Annotated in this window: 12 protein-coding genes, 1 tRNA gene and 1 riboswitch; of the genes, 10 read left to right on the top strand and 3 right to left on the bottom strand. The window is 69.7% G+C overall.

Annotated features, from left to right (window positions below; all coding sequences use genetic code 11):
• Positions 1–14 precede the first annotated feature (14 nt).
• From STRVI_RS40055 to STRVI_RS40020, 8 genes are all read left to right on the top strand, one after another.
• Positions 15–1,031, top strand: coding sequence for a transglycosylase family protein (locus STRVI_RS40055; protein WP_014061268.1), 1,017 nt, complete (start codon positions 15–17; stop codon positions 1,029–1,031).
• Positions 1,032–1,286: 255 nt separating this feature from the next.
• Positions 1,287–1,454: riboswitch (cyclic di-AMP (ydaO/yuaA leader) on the top strand.
• A gap of 7 nt (positions 1,455–1,461) precedes the next feature.
• A complete protein-coding gene (locus tag STRVI_RS40050) occupies positions 1,462–2,175 on the top strand; it encodes a transglycosylase family protein (RefSeq protein ID WP_014061267.1) in 714 nt (237 codons plus the stop codon).
• 282 nt (positions 2,176–2,457) lie between these two features.
• Positions 2,458–3,738, top strand: a complete 1,281-nt coding sequence (gene eno, locus STRVI_RS40045; protein WP_014061266.1) for a phosphopyruvate hydratase — start codon at positions 2,458–2,460, stop codon at positions 3,736–3,738.
• 118 nt (positions 3,739–3,856) lie between these two features.
• Positions 3,857–4,339 carry an FtsB family cell division protein gene (locus tag STRVI_RS40040; protein ID WP_014061265.1) on the top strand — a complete coding sequence of 161 codons (483 nt, stop codon included), beginning with the start codon at positions 3,857–3,859 and terminating at the stop codon, positions 4,337–4,339.
• Positions 4,340–4,408: 69 nt separating this feature from the next.
• A complete protein-coding gene (locus STRVI_RS40035; RefSeq protein WP_014061264.1) occupies positions 4,409–4,957 on the top strand; it encodes a DUF501 domain-containing protein in 549 nt (182 codons plus the stop codon).
• Positions 4,954–5,913 carry a Ppx/GppA phosphatase family protein gene (locus STRVI_RS40030; RefSeq protein ID WP_014061263.1) on the top strand — a complete coding sequence of 320 codons (960 nt, stop codon included), beginning with the start codon at positions 4,954–4,956 and terminating at the stop codon, positions 5,911–5,913. The genes STRVI_RS40035 and STRVI_RS40030 overlap by 4 nt, the downstream gene beginning before the upstream one ends.
• Positions 5,914–6,308: 395 nt before the next feature.
• Positions 6,309–7,688, top strand: a complete 1,380-nt coding sequence (locus tag STRVI_RS40025; RefSeq protein ID WP_014061262.1) for an NAD(P)/FAD-dependent oxidoreductase — start codon at positions 6,309–6,311, stop codon at positions 7,686–7,688.
• Between the two features lie 198 nt (positions 7,689–7,886).
• Positions 7,887–9,200: an SAM-dependent methyltransferase gene (locus tag STRVI_RS40020; RefSeq protein WP_014061261.1), complete on the top strand. Its 1,314-nt coding sequence runs from the start codon at positions 7,887–7,889 to the stop codon at positions 9,198–9,200.
• A gap of 76 nt (positions 9,201–9,276) precedes the next feature.
• Here STRVI_RS40020 and STRVI_RS40015 read toward each other — a convergent pair whose 3' ends face one another.
• The gene (locus STRVI_RS40015) at positions 9,277–11,820 is read right to left on the bottom strand and encodes an ABC transporter permease (RefSeq protein WP_014061260.1); all 2,544 of its coding nucleotides are present in this window, start codon (positions 11,818–11,820) and stop codon (positions 9,277–9,279) included.
• A 66-nt stretch (positions 11,821–11,886) separates the two neighbouring features.
• Positions 11,887–12,669, bottom strand: coding sequence for an ABC transporter ATP-binding protein (locus STRVI_RS40010; RefSeq protein ID WP_014061259.1), 783 nt, complete (start codon positions 12,667–12,669; stop codon positions 11,887–11,889).
• 403 nt (positions 12,670–13,072) lie between these two features.
• On the opposite strand from STRVI_RS40010, the gene STRVI_RS40005 reads away from it, so the two are divergent.
• Both STRVI_RS40005 and STRVI_RS40000 read left to right on the top strand, forming a co-directional pair.
• Positions 13,073–13,155: transfer RNA gene (locus tag STRVI_RS40005), tRNA-Leu, on the top strand.
• Between the two features lie 185 nt (positions 13,156–13,340).
• On the top strand, positions 13,341–14,219 hold the full coding sequence (locus tag STRVI_RS40000) for a Bax inhibitor-1/YccA family protein (RefSeq protein WP_014061258.1): 879 nt from the start codon (positions 13,341–13,343) through the stop codon (positions 14,217–14,219).
• Positions 14,220–14,377: 158 nt separating this feature from the next.
• On the opposite strand, the gene STRVI_RS39995 is transcribed toward STRVI_RS40000, so the two are convergent.
• Entirely contained in the window at positions 14,378–14,608 is a 231-nt protein-coding gene (locus STRVI_RS39995) for a DUF4287 domain-containing protein (protein ID WP_014061257.1), read from the bottom strand.
• Between the last annotated feature and the right edge of the window lie 128 nt (positions 14,609–14,736).

Here is a 14,736-nt window from a genome sequence, read left to right as displayed (position 1 = left end):
GAGAGGGCAATCGCATGCGTTCCGGTAATGGTCGACACCGTCGCCCCCGTCAGGCTCCGGCCATCATCGTCGCGGCGGGGGTCACGGGAGCGAGCATCGCCCTGCCCCTCTTCGGGGCGTCCGGCGCACAGGCCGCCCAGACCGCCACCTGGGATCAGGTCGCCGAGTGCGAGAGCGGCGGTATGTGGAGCGCCGACGAGGGCAACGGCTTCTACGGCGGACTGCAGCTCACCCTCGACATGTGGAAGGACTACGGCGGCACGGAGTACGCCCCGCGCCCCGACCTGGCCAGCCGCTCCCAGCAGATATCCGTCGCCCAGTCGATCCTCGGCGACCGCGGCCCCGACGCCTGGCCGAGCTGTGCGCTGGGTGCGGGGCTCACCGACGGCTCCGGCGCCCCCGATGTGGACCCCGGTGGCACGGCCACCCGGGACCCGGGGGCGGGCCGGGGCGAGACGGGGGGCCGGGAGCGGGACGGCTCCTCCTCCCCGGAGTCGGACCGTTCGGGGACGTCCGACGGCGCCGGTAAGCCGGATTCGTCCGGATCGGCCGAGAAGCCGGCGGCCCCCCACACCTCCGAGTCCCCCGACGGACTGGACGGCTCGGCATCGGACACCCCGACGTCGGACGGCTCGGCCTCGGATGACCCGACCTCGGACGGCTCGGACGACCCGGCCGACTCGGCGTCGGACGGCTCGAAGGGGTCCTCGGCGGATCCCTCCGCCGACCCCTCGCCCTCCGGCCGCCACCGCGGCTCCCCGGACGCCGGGGGGCGGGCCGAGGACGGCGATTCGGCGGACGGGCAGCCCTCCGGGCGCCATGCCTCGCGTGACGCCGTGGACCGCGACCAGGGCCCCACGGGCGACGATTACACTGTTCGCCCCGGTGACAATCTGTCAGGGATCGCCGAGGACCGGAATGTGTCCCGAGGTTGGGAAGGGCTCTACGAGAGCAACGAGGACCTCATCGGAATCGACCCCGACCTGATCATCCCTGGTCAGCGACTTGACCTCACCATCAGGGAGCAGTGATTCGGGGGGAATTGCCCGATCTGGTTCCGGTGAGACATACATCTCGTCACAATTTCCGGGGCGCACCTCGTGTCCGATCTCTCCTCACCCGGCCCTACCTGCGCCGATGTGGGCCGGGTGAGATCAATTACAGCCCCATTCGCTGCCATTGGGGTGTTTGAACGTTCTGGGGAGGTGTGTTTAACGTCTTTCCGCTCGCCACCGCGGGCACCGTCGATCGTCACGCCGAATCCTGCCGGCGGTCGGGGGGAAACCGACGCGTCAGCGCCGAAGGCAGGAGCGGGGGACCCAAGGTAGGTGCCGAGTGGCCTGTGGACACGGGCTCGTCGGCTAGGGGTGAAGCCGGGAGCGATCATCGCGACCGGCCGGGCAACTCACGTCCGAACCCGACAGCTCACCTCGTAGGCGTCGGTGAGGAAACGAACCAACGATGCTGAAGTCCAACGGGAAGCACCGCCGTCCCTCCAAGGCCACCCGTATCGCCGCGCTCACCGGTCTCGCCGGTGCCGCCGTGGCGGCGCCCCTCATCGGGGCGACCTCCGCCTCCGCGGCCAGCGGCGTCCAGTGGGACCAGGTCGCGCAGTGCGAGGCCGGTGGCAACTGGTCGATCAACACCGGCAACGGCTACTACGGCGGCCTGCAGTTCTCGAGCTCCACCTGGGCCGCGTACGGCGGCACCGCCTACGCGCCCACCGCGGACAAGGCCAGCAAGAGCCAGCAGATCCAGATAGCCGAGAAGGTCCTCGGCAGCCAGGGCAAGGGCGCCTGGCCGGTCTGCGGCAAGGGTCTGACCTCCGGCGGCAGCCCGTCCGCGCCGTCCGCGCCGTCCGCGCCGTCCGCCCCCTCCGCGCCCTCCGGTTCGCAGGACCAGCCGTCGGCCTCCACCAAGTCGGCCCCGGCCGCCCAGCCTGCCCAGCCGAAGGCCCAGCCGCACACCGCGCCCGAGCGCGCCACGCGTGAGCAGCCCCGTGGCCCGATCAAGAAGGGTGACGGCGAGTACAAGGTCAAGTCCGGCGACACCCTCGGCAAGATCGCCAAGGAGCACCACGTCAAGGGCGGCTGGAAGAAGCTCTTCAAGCTGAACGACGACATCGTGGAGAAGGCCGACCTGATCTACCCGGGCCAGAAGCTGCACCTCGGCTGAGTCACGGTCGCAGCCGCGGCCGCGGCCTGAGCACTCTTCCCGAGGCTTCCGAGGCCGCCGTCCGAGAACCCCTGAGACGAGCCCCGGTCGGGCCTGCCGCCCCTATGGTGCGCCCCACCGGGGCTCCCTCATTGCCCGATTCACCAGAAATCCGGATATGTGATTCGGAATCTGGCTTTTTGTGTCACGCCTCTGTCTCGTGGGGCGGGCGAACGCAGGGTGCAGCCCTCCCGGCCCGTTAGGCTCGTGCTGCTACCGCAGACCCATACGAAGGAGAACCTCGTGCCGTCCATCGACGTCGTCGTAGCTCGCGAGATCCTCGACTCGCGAGGCAACCCCACGGTCGAGGTCGAGGTCGGCCTCGACGACGGCAGCACCGGCCGTGCCGCCGTTCCGTCCGGCGCCTCCACCGGCGCCTTCGAGGCCCTCGAACTCCGTGACGGCGACAAGAACCGCTACCACGGCAAGGGCGTCGAGAAGGCCGTCCTCGCCGTCATCGAGCAGATCGGCCCCGAGCTGGTCGGCTACGACGCCACCGAGCAGCGTCTGATCGACCAGGCGATGTTCGACCTGGACGCCACCCCGGACAAGTCCTCGCTCGGTGCCAACGCCATCCTCGGCGTCTCCCTCGCGGTCGCGCACGCCGCCTCCGAGGCGTCCGACCTCCCGCTCTTCCGTTACCTCGGCGGCCCGAACGCCCATCTGCTGCCGGTCCCGATGATGAACATCCTCAACGGCGGGTCGCACGCCGACTCCAATGTGGACATCCAGGAGTTCATGATCGCGCCCGTGGGCGCGGAGTCCTTCTCCGAGGCCGTGCGCTGGGGCGCCGAGGTCTACCACACCCTGAAGTCCGTGCTGAAGGAGCGCGGCCTGTCCACCGGCCTCGGCGACGAGGGCGGCTTCGCGCCGAACCTCGGCTCCAACCGTGAGGCCCTCGACCTGATCCTCGAGGCGATCAAGAAGGCCGGCTACCAGCCCGGCCAGGACATCGCGCTCGCGCTCGACGTCGCCGCCTCCGAGTTCTACAAGGACGGGTCCTACGAGTTCGAGGGCAAGTCCCGCACCGCCGCCGAGATGACCTCGTACTACGCCGAGCTGGTCGCCGCGTACCCGCTGGTCTCCCTCGAGGACCCGCTGAACGAGGAGGACTGGGACGGCTGGAAGACCATCACCGAGCAGCTCGGCGACAAGGTCCAGCTCGTCGGCGACGACCTCTTCGTCACCAACCCGGAGCGGCTCGCCCGCGGTATCGACAACGACACCGCGAACGCCCTGCTGGTCAAGGTCAACCAGATCGGCTCGCTGACCGAGACCCTGGACGCCGTCGAGCTGGCCCAGCGCAGCGGCTACAAGTGCATGATGTCGCACCGCTCCGGTGAGACCGAGGACGTCACCATCGCCGACCTGGCCGTCGCCACCAACTGCGGCCAGATCAAGACCGGCGCCCCGGCCCGCTCCGAGCGGGTGGCCAAGTACAACCAGCTGCTGCGCATCGAGGAGATCCTCGACGACGCCGCGGTGTACGCGGGCCGCTCGGCCTTCCCGCGCTTCAAGGGCTGACCCGCGTACGACCTCAAGTAGCAGACACGTCTGACACCCGTCCCCGGCCGCGGTCCCGTACCGTGACCGGGGACGGCGTTACGCGTCACTCAAGCGAAGTCATCTCCGGGGAGGCGACGTGCCGGCGGATCGCGAACGGTTCTCCACCGCGACCAGGCTCAAGGCACTCGGCGAGCACGCCGCCGCCCGGGTCTACCGGGTGCGGACCAAGCGTCGCCGGGGCCGGCTGACCGGCCGCGCGGCCCTGCTCGCGCTGGTCGTCTGCTCCCTGGTGGTGGCGCTCGCCTACCCGATGCGGCAGTACATCTCCCAGCGCTCCGACATCGCCGAGCAGCGGAGCGAGGCCCAGCGGGCCCGCGAGGACGTGAAGAAGCTGCGGGAGCGGAAGGCCCGGCTGCGCGACCCCGCCTACACCGAGCAGCAGGCCCGGGAGCGGCTGCACTTCCTGATGCCGGGGGAGACCGGCTACAGCGTGGTGGACGGCAGCGGCTCCACCGAGCGCTCCACCGACCAGGGCGCGGCCGGCCGCCCCTGGTACTCCAACCTCTGGGACGCCGTGGACACGGCGGACGCGGCGGGGGCGGGCAGCGCACGCCGCTGAGGCGCCGCGCTCCGGCCACCGGTCGCACCCGGTGACGAACCGAAACGAAGAAGAAGAACTTTCCCACTCATGGATACGCCCCCGCCCCAGACGGAGCCCACCGAGCCCACCGACGCGGACATTCACGCCGTACGGGAGCAGCTCAGCCGCGTGCCCCGGGGCCTGCGTGCGATCGCGCACCGCTGCCCCTGCGGCAATCCGGACGTCGTGGAGACCGCGCCGCGGCTCGAGGACGGTACGCCCTTCCCCACCCTCTATTACCTGACCTGTCCGCGTGCCGCGTCCGCGATCGGCACGCTGGAGGCCGAGGGCGTGATGAAGGAGATGACGGCCCGGCTGGCCACCGACCCCGAGCTGGCCGCCGCCTACCGCGCCGCCCACGAGGACTACATCGCGCGCCGCGACGCCATCGAGGTGCTCCAGGGCTTCCCCAGCGCGGGCGGGATGCCGGACCGGGTGAAGTGCCTGCACGTCCTGGTGGCCCACGCCCTCGCGGCCGGGCCCGGGGTCAATCCGCTCGGGGACGAGGCGCTCGCGATGCTGCCGGAGTGGTGGCGCAAGGGCCCGTGCGTCAGCCCCTGCGGGGCCGAGGGCGAGAGCCGGGAGGGGAGCGCATGACCCGCGTCGCCGCCGTGGACTGCGGCACCAACTCGATCCGGCTGCTGGTGGCGGACGCCGATCCGGCCACCGGGGAGCTGATCGAGCTCGACCGCCGGATGAACATCGTCCGGCTGGGCCAGGGGGTGGACCGCACGGGACGGCTCGCTCCCGAGGCTCTGGAGCGCACCTTCGCCGCCTGCCGCGAGTATGCGGTGGTCATCGGTGAGCTGGGCGCCGAGCGCATCCGCTTCGTGGCCACCTCCGCCTCCCGCGACGCCGAGAACCGCGAGGAGTTCGTGCGCGGGGTCGTGGAGATCCTGGGCGTGGAACCCGAGGTGATCACCGGGGACCAGGAGGCGGAGTTCTCCTTCACCGGGGCCACCATGGAGCTCCAGGGCCATGATCATGTGGCCGGGCCGTATCTGGTGGTGGACATCGGCGGCGGTTCGACGGAGTTCGTCGAGGGCGGCGAACGGGTGCGGGCGGCCCGCAGCGTGGACATCGGCTGCGTCCGGCTGACCGAGCGCCATCTGGTGGCGGACGGCCGGATCACCGATCCCCCGACGGAGGATCAGCTCGCCGCCATAAAGGGCGATGTGGACGCGGCGCTGGACCTCGCCGAGCGGACCGTGCCGCTCACCCGTGCCTGCCGTCCCGCGGACGGCCACGCGCTGGTCGGGCTGGCCGGTTCGGTCACCACCGTGGCCGGGATCGCGCTGGGTCTGGAGGAGTACGACTCCTCCGCGATCCACCACTCGCGGGTCACCGTCGACCAGGTCCGCGAGATCACCGCGAAGCTGCTCGGCTCCACCCACGCCGAGCGGGCGGCGATTCCGGTGATGCACCCGGGGCGGGTCGACGTGATCGGCGCGGGGGCGCTCATCCTGCTTTCGATCATGGAAAGGACCGGCGCCGAGGAGGTCGTGGTGAGCGAACATGACATCCTCGACGGGATCGCCTGGAGCATCGCCTGAGCGGGCGGAATAACGTATGAGCGGCCACGGAACCCCCTTCGGGGGCCTTCCGTGAACCGCCTCCAGGAAAGTTCGTGAAACTCTTCACATGAAAAAGGCGCCTGGTGGCCGACCGATGTGGCCCTCCGGGGCGGTTTCGGTGGCCGTGCCCCGTCACTGACCGGATCGTGAGGTGTCAGGGGGGTGTCGCGGGTCCCGGCGCGGACCGCTTGGTCTACTCCCGAGTTCAACCACAAGCCCTGCTCAGAGGGGGCGGGAACGTGCCGATCCGCCTTGTGGTTCCCCTCTGCCGATATGGCATCCGTCACGGGGGCGGCGGAGTGTAGCAGATACTGTCACCATGCTTGTGAAGGGGCTCACGAGGTCCCCCTCGGGGGGTGCTGGATACTCGAAACATGAGCACCACGGAGCGTCCCAGGATCCTCGTTGTAGGCGGTGGGTACGTAGGCCTGTACGCGGCACGCCGCATCCTCAAGAAGATGCGGTACGGCGAGGCGACCGTCACGGTCGTCGACCCGCGCTCGTACATGACGTACCAGCCCTTCCTCCCCGAAGCTGCGGCCGGCAGCATCTCCCCGCGCCACGTCGTGGTTCCGCTGCGGCGCGTGCTCCCCAAGGCGGAGGTCCTCACCGGCCGAGTGTCGACCATCGACCAGGACCGCAAGGTCGCCGTCATCCAGCCGCTCGTCGGCGAGACGTACGAGCTGCCCTTCGACTACCTGGTCGTCGCCCTCGGCGCGGTCTCCCGTACCTTCCCGATCCCCGGTCTCGCGGAGAACGGCATCGGCATGAAGGGCATAGAGGAGGCCATCGGCCTGCGCAACCACGTCCTCGAGCAGCTCGACAAGGCCGACTCCACCACGGACGAGGAGATCCGCCGCAAGGCGCTCACCTTCGTCTTCGTCGGCGGTGGCTTCGCCGGCGCGGAGACCATCGGCGAGATCGAGGACATGGCCCGTGACGCGGCCAAGTACTACCCGAACGTGAAGCGCGAGGACATGCGCTTCGTCCTCGTCGACGCCGCCGACAAGATCCTCCCCGAGGTCGGCCCGAAGCTCGGCCAGTGGGGTCTGGAGCACCTCCAGAAGCGCGGTGTCGAGGTCTACCTCAAGACCTCGATGGACTCCTGCATCGACGGCCACGTCGTCCTCAAGAACGGCCTCGAGGTCGACTCCAACACCATCGTGTGGACCGCCGGCGTCAAGCCCAACCCGGCGCTGGCCCGCTTCGGCCTCCCGCTCGGCCCGCGCGGCCACGTGGACACCGCCCCGACCCTCCAGGTCCAGGGCACCGACTACATCTGGGCCGCGGGCGACAACGCCCAGGTGCCGGACCTCGCCGGCGGCGAGGGCGCCTGGTGCCCGCCGAACGCCCAGCACGCGCTGCGCCAGGCCAAGGTCCTCGGCGACAACGTGATCTCGGGCATGCGGGGCTTCCCGCAGGGCCAGTACAAGCACGCCAACAAGGGTGCCGTCGCGGGTCTGGGCCTCCACAAGGGCGTCGCGATGATCGTCTTCGGCAAGATGAAGATCAAGCTGAAGGGCCGTCTCGCCTGGTACATGCACCGTGGCTACCACGGCATGGCCATGCCGACCTTCAACCGCAAGATCCGGGTGATCGCCGACTGGACGCTGGGGATGTTCCTCAAGCGCGAGGTCGTCTCGCTCGGCGCCATCGAGAACCCCCGCGAGGAGTTCTACGAGGCCGCCTCCCCGGTCAGCGCCGCCGCCGCGGTCAAGCCGTCGGCACCGGCCGAGAAGGCAAAGGCGTCCTGACCTCCGGGCCGGACCCGCACATCTGACGCCGAGGGCGTCCGCCATCCGTGGGGCGGGCGCCCTTTCGTCTGCCCGCCGATGGCTCGCCTTTTGAAGCTGTTTTGCCGATTCCAGACGTGTCGGCGGGACTGTAAAGCGGGTTCCATGGTGTTTACGTGGTGAGTGAATCTTCCTGACTCGCCATCACGGAGGTGTGACATGTCCGACGCCGCTGGGCGGATCGCCAGCCTGGCCACGGAGGTGCTGGGAGACCCCCTCCCGATCCGCGTCCGCGCCTGGGACCACAGCGAGACCGGCCCGCCCGGCGCCCCCACCCTGGTCATCCGGCGCCGCCGCGCGCTGCGTCGGCTGCTGTGGCGGCCGGGCGAGCTGGGCCTGGCCCGCGCCTGGGTCGCCGGAGACCTGGACGTCGAGGGCGATCTGTACGACGCCCTGGAGCGGCTGTCCGGGCTGCTGTGGGAGCGCGGCCCCGCCACCGCGCCGCGGTCCCGGCTCCGCACCGCCATCCAGGCGCTGCGCGACCCGGCGCTGCGCACCGCCACCGGGAAGCTGATCGCGCTCGCCGGGCCGGGGCTGCCGCCGACCCCGCCCCGCGAGGAGGCGCGGACCGGCTTCGCTCCGCTGCACTCCCTGCGCCGCGACAAGAAGGCCATCAGCCACCACTACGACGTCGGCAACGACTTCTACGAGCTGGTGCTCGGGCCCTCGATGGTCTACTCCTGCGCCTACTGGGACACCCCGGATTCGGCGCTCGAGGACGCCCAGCGCGCCAAGCTGGACCTCGTCTGCCGCAAGCTGGCCCTGCGACCGGGCCAGCGGCTGCTGGACGTGGGGTGCGGCTGGGGCTCGATGGTGCTGCACGCGGCACGCGAATACGGAGTGCGCGCCGTCGGCGTCACGCTCTCCGAGGAGCAGGCGGCGTACGCCCGTAAGCGCATCGCGGACGCCGGGCTCACCGACCAGGTGGAGATCCGGGTCCAGGACTACCGTGAGGTGCCGGACGGGCCCTACGACGCCATCTCCTCCATCGGCATGGCCGAGCATGTGGGCTCCGTGCGCTACGCCGAGTACACCGCCATCCTGCACCGGCTGCTGCGGCCGGGCGGGCGGCTGCTGAACCACCAGATCGCCCGGCGCCCCCAGCCGGACGAAGAGGCGTACCACGTGGACGAGTTCATCGACCGGTATGTCTTCCCCGACGGTGAGCTCGCCCCGGTCGGCCGGACCGTCACCCAGCTCGAGGAGGCCGGCTTCGAGGTACGCGATGTGGAGGCCATCCGCGAGCATTACGCGCTCACGCTGCGGAGCTGGGTCGCCAACCTGGAGCGGTCCTGGCCGCGGGCCATGCGGCTGACCTCCCCGGGCCGGGCCCGGGTCTGGCGGCTCTACATGGCGGCCTCCGCCCTCTCCTTCGAACGCAACCGGATCGGGGTCAACCAGATCCTCGCCGTCCGCACCCCCGAGAGCGGGACCTCGGGGCTGCCGCTGCGCGCCCGCGACTGGCGCGGCTGAAACGCGGACGTCCCCGTCCGCCCCGGGGAGGGGGCGAACGGGGACGTCCGGTGGCGGTTGGCCGATCGGCTCGCCGCTATTCGGCCTTGATGGCCATCAGCATGTTGAGCTTGGAGGCCCGCCGGGCCGGCCACAGCGCGGCGATCACGCCGACCAGCGCGGCCATCAGCAGGAACAGACCCATCCGGGCCCACGGCAGCACCATCTCGTAGGTCGGCAGCTCGGAGGCGATCAGCTCACCGGCCGCCCAGCCGAAGAAGACGCCGAGGCCGATGCCGAGCACTCCGCCGAAGAGCGAGATGACCAGTGACTCCAGCCGCACCATCCGCTTGATACCGGCCCGGTCCAGGCCGATCGCCCGCAGCATGCCGATCTCCTTGGACCGTTCGAAGACCGACATCGCCAGGGTGTTGATGACCCCGAGCACCGCGACGATCACGGCCATGCCGAGCAGCCCGTAGAGCATGTTCAGCATCAGGGTGAAGGCCTTGGCGATTTCGTCCGAGAGGTCCTGCTTGTTCTGGACCTTGATCGCGGGGTTGTCGCCGAGCGTCTTCTTCAGCAGGTTCTGGGTGTCCTGCGTGGCGCCGCCCTTGGTCTTCAGCATCACCTGGAAGTCGGCGACGGTCGTCATGTGCGGGGTGACCGTGGCGCTGTCGAGCATGACGCCGTTGACCATCTGGTTGCCCTCGTAGACACCGCCCACGGTCAGCCGGCCCTTGCTGCCGTCCTCGTAGGTCACGGGGAAGGCGGAGCCGACCTTCCAGTGGTTGTTGTGGGCGATCTTGTCGTCGACGAGGACCTTGGTGCCCCCGAGCGCGCCGAAGGAGCCCTCGGTGAAGTCCACGTTCACCAGTTCCTTGATGGCCTTGGGGTCGACGCCCATCAGGGTCTCGGTGTCACCGGCGACCCGGGCCGGGGAGGAGCGCAGCGGGCTGATCGCGGTGACGTCGGGCACCTTGGCCAGGGTCTTGGACACCTCCGGCGACAGCGGCCGTACGCCGTCCCCGCCCATGCTGACCACGTAGTCGGACTTCAGCCCGTCGGCGGCCATGTTGTTGATGCCCTTCTGCATGCTCCCCGCGATCACCGTCATGCCGGTGATCAGGGTGAGGCCGACCATCAGGGCGGAGGCGGTGGCGGCGGTACGGCGCGGGTTGCGCACCGCGTTCTGCCGGGCCAGCTTGCCGGGCATCCCGAAGATCCGCAGCACCGGGGAGACGGCCGCGATCAGCGGCCGGGACAGCAGCGGGGTGAGGATGAAGACGCCGATCACCAGGACGGCCGCGCCGAACGCCATCGGGCCCTGGCCGTCGCTGCCGCTCATGCCCGCACCGGCCACCACCAGGGCGACACCGGCCGCGGCGAAGAGCGAGCCGATGGTGTTGCGGACCACCAGACCACGGGTGGTCGGCGCGGCGTGCACGCTGTTCATCGCGGCGACCGGCGGGATCTTGGCGGCGCGGCGGCCGGGCAGCCAGGCGGAGAGCACGGTCACCACGACGCCCACGAGCACCGAGACCAGCACGGTGGTCGGCGCGACGACCAGCGGACCGTCCGGGACGCTGGCCCCGGTGGAGTTGAGCACCGAGCGCAGCAGGGCGCCGATGCCGACACCGGCCGCGAGGCCCACCACGGCCGCGACGGCACCCACGAAGGTGGCCTCCAGCAGCACCGACCGGGTCACCTGACGGCGGGTCGCACCCACCGCGCGCATCAGGGCGAGCTCCCTGGTGCGCTGGGCGACCAGCATGGAGAAGGTGTTGACGATGATGAAGATGCCGACGAAGAGCGCGATCCCGGCGAACACCAGCATCGCGGTCTGCATGCTGCTCATGCCCTCTTCGATCACCTTGGCCTGGTCCTTGGCGAGCTTCTTGCCGGTGGTGGCCTTGGCCTGCTCGGGCAGGACCTTGTCGATCTCGGACTTCAGCGTCGCCTGCGAGGTGCCCGCGGCGGCCTTCACGTCGATCTCGTCGAACTGCCCGGGCTTGGCGAACAGCTTCTGGGCGGTGACCGTGTCGTAGAGCGCGAGGGTGCCGCCGGCCGCGACAGTGCCGTCGTCGGTGGTGAAGACGCCGACGACCTTCTCGGTGCGCACCGGGCCGTCGACGGAGACCCGGATGGAGTCCCCGGCCTTGTACTTGCCGCGCTCGGCGGTCTTGGAGTCGAGCGCGATCTCACCCGCGGCCTTGGGGGCGCGGCCCTCGGCCATCGTGTACCGGGGGTCCTTGCCGTCGGCTCCCGGGTAGTAGTTGCCGCCGCGGTTGGAGAAGCCGCCGCCGAGCAGGTCGCCCTTCTTGTCGGCGAGGGCGGAGTAGCCGTTCACGACACCGTAGGCGGAGCCGACGCCGGGCGCCTTGGCCGCCTTGTCGAGCACCTGCTGGCTCAGCCGGGGGGCGTCACCGGGGATGGCGGAGTCGTCGTCCTTCTTGTCCGGGCTGATGGCGACGTCGACGCCCTGGAAGCCCTTCTGGGAGCTCTTCTGGTAGGCGTCGGAGATGGTGTTGGTGAAGACCAGGGTGCCGGCGACGAAGGCCACACCGAGCATCACGGCGAGCACGGTCATCAGCAACCGGGCCTTGTGCGCAAGCACATTGCGCAGGGCTGTACGGAGCATGAGTGTCAGTCCTGAGAGGTGGGGAGGGGAGTGCGAGGCGGCGTACGGATACGGGCGCGCCCCGCGTCAGCTCGTACGGCCCTTGGCGTCGAAGCGCTTCATGCGGTCGAGGACCGAGTCGGCGGTGGGGTTGCGCAGGTCGTCCACGATCCGGCCGTCGGCGAGGAAGACCACGCGGTCGGCGTAGGACGCGGCGACCGGGTCGTGGGTCACCATCACGATCGTCTGGCCCATCTCCCGCACCGAGTTGCGCAGGAAGCCCAGGACCTCGGCGCCGGAACGGGAGTCCAGGTTTCCGGTCGGCTCGTCGGCGAAGATGATCTCCGGCTGGCCGGCCAGGGCGCGGGCCACCGCGACGCGCTGCTGCTGACCACCCGACAGCTGGTTGGGCCGGTGCTTGAGCCGCCCGGCCAGACCGACCGTGGCCACGACCTTGTCCAGCCACGCGGCGTCGGCCTTGCGACCGGCGATGTCCATAGGGAGGGTGATGTTCTCCAGCGCGTTCAGCGTCGGCAGCAGGTTGAACGCCTGGAAGATGAAGCCGATCTTGTCGCGGCGTAGCTGGGTGAGCTTCTTGTCCTTGAGCGTGGTCAGTTCGACGTCGCCGATCCGGGCCGAGCCGCTGGAGATCGTGTCGAGACCCGCCATGCAGTGCATCAGCGTCGACTTGCCGGAGCCCGAGGGGCCCATGATCGCGGTGTACTCCGCCTGGCGGAACTCGACGGAGACCGAGTCCAGGGCGATGACCTGGGTCTCGCCTTCGCCGTAGACCTTGGAGAGATCGGTGGCCCGGGCGGCCGCCGCTGACGTGCGGTGGGCGGTTTCGACGCCGAAGGGGGTGGTGGTCACGGTGGATGACTCCTGTCGTGCTCTGCGGGAGTGGGCGGGACGTCACTCCATGGTTCCGGTTGTGAAAGGGGACGGGATCAGCCCGTGCTCCGGTTCTGCGGGGGGTCTCGCGATGTAGGTGGTGGTGGCGGAGTCCTCCTTGAGGAGGAGAAGACACCCCGGGCGGGGCGTCGAGATTGCGTCAATCCCCAGTTAATGGGGGTTCAGGGCATATCGGCAGGTCCAATGGCCGTCGGCAACTTCGGGTACCCCGCCCCGCTGCTGATGCACCCTCAGTTGCCAATAAAATAAGACAACCTCGGTCCGAGGATTCACTGTGCGGGGGCATGTCCCCGGATAGGCTCGTGCTGCTCTCTTCCAGGGGAGGGCCGTATGCGCTCCGTATGGCCCAGGGGGAACCGCCGCCCGGATGGTGGAATGCAGACACGGCGAGCTTAAACCTCGCTGCCCCTCGCGGGCGTACCGGTTCAAGTCCGGTTCCGGGCACCTTCAGATCCGGTGGGCGCACTCAGCGTGTGTGGATGGTCGCCCAATGTGCGTGCGCGGGGCCCGCAGGGGCCTCGCGCGGTCTCTCTCTGCGTGAAAAGATCCTCCTTGGGCACTAGGGTGCCTTCTTTGCTTACCTATTACTCTTGAGTCAAGGTCGCGCCCGGCGGCCATGGAGGAGTGAGATGAGGAGCAGCAACCCGGTCTTCTCGCGACGGGGGTTCAGCCGCAGCGGCGGCTACGCCGGTTTCGGCGCGGCGCCGCAGGCCGGGAACCCCGTCGCCGGTCAGGGCAATCCGTACGCGCAGACACAGGCGCCCACGAACCCCTATGCGGCGGGCGACCAGCAGAATCTGACCCCTGAGCAGCTGCAGCAGATGTACGGCGCGCCGCCGGCGGGCCCGCTGCAGACCGGCCGGATGACGATGGACGACGTCGTCATGCGCACCGGTATGACGCTCGGCACCGTCATCGTCGCCGCCGCGGTCGCGTGGATCGCGCAGCTTCCGGTGGGCGTGGGCTTCGGCGCCGCGCTCGTGGCGATGGTGCTCGGTCTCGTCCAGGCGTTCAAGCGCACGGCCTCGCCTGCGCTGATCATGGGTTACGCCCTCTTCGAGGGTCTCTTCCTCGGCGTCATCAGCCAGGTGTACAACGACCGCTGGTCCGGCATCCCGATGCAGGCCGTGCTCGGCACGATGGCCGTGTTCGTCGGTGTGCTCGTCGCGTACAAGACCCGTCTCATCCGGGTGAACGCGCGATTCCAGCGCTTCGTGCTCGCCGCCGCCATCGGCTTCGTGCTGCTGATGGCGGTCAACTTGCTGTTCGCCGCCATCGGAGGCGGGGACGGCCTCGGCTTCCGCAGCGGTGGCCTCGGCATCGTCTTCGGCCTCGTCGGTGTCGTGCTCGGCGCGGCGTTCCTGGCGATGGACTTCAAGCAGATCGAGGACGGCGTCCAGTACGGCGCTCCGCGCGAGGAGTCCTGGCTGGCGGCCTTCGGGCTGACGCTCTCGCTGGTGTGGATCTACCTGGAGCTGCTCCGGCTGATCTCGATCTTCAGGGACTAGCGTCGGGTGGTGCGGGCCTCGTCCGCACCACCGGCTCGGACCCGCCACACCTGAAAGGGCCCGCGGAGGCGATGACCTCCGCGGGCCCTTCTTCCTGCGCGGCTTAAGCCGCCCGGTTCGGTGGGTCTGTCATACACGCTTCTGCCTCCGGGCAGCGGCTACAGCAGCTTGCGTGCCGCACGCCTCAAGTCGTGTTCATGGATGATGGCTTTCGCATGGCCGTAGGCGAGCTGGTGCTCGCCGCGCAACCAGCTCACCTTCTCCTCGAAGCGGAAGAAAGCGGGGCCATCGTCGACCGTGCGCAGCCAGTCGGCAACTTCACGGCCCGTGCACTGGGGGATGCGGGAGAGTAGGTTCCGGTGAGTCTCGTCGGAGAAGATTTGGGACATCGGCGCCTCCGGACGCTTCCATGCCGGCCCCCGGGTCCATGGCCCGGGTTTCCTTCAGCTCACCGTGCCTGAGTGTTCGCCCGTTGGCAACAGTCCCTCAGTGGCGCATACGCTCGGAGCGTGGATGA

This window comes from Streptomyces violaceusniger Tu 4113, assembly GCF_000147815.2.
GTDB classification, from domain to species: Bacteria; Actinomycetota; Actinomycetes; order Streptomycetales; family Streptomycetaceae; genus Streptomyces; species Streptomyces violaceusniger_A.
Note: the sequence above shows the minus strand (reverse complement) of the source record. Positions and strands in the feature narration are given on the sequence as shown.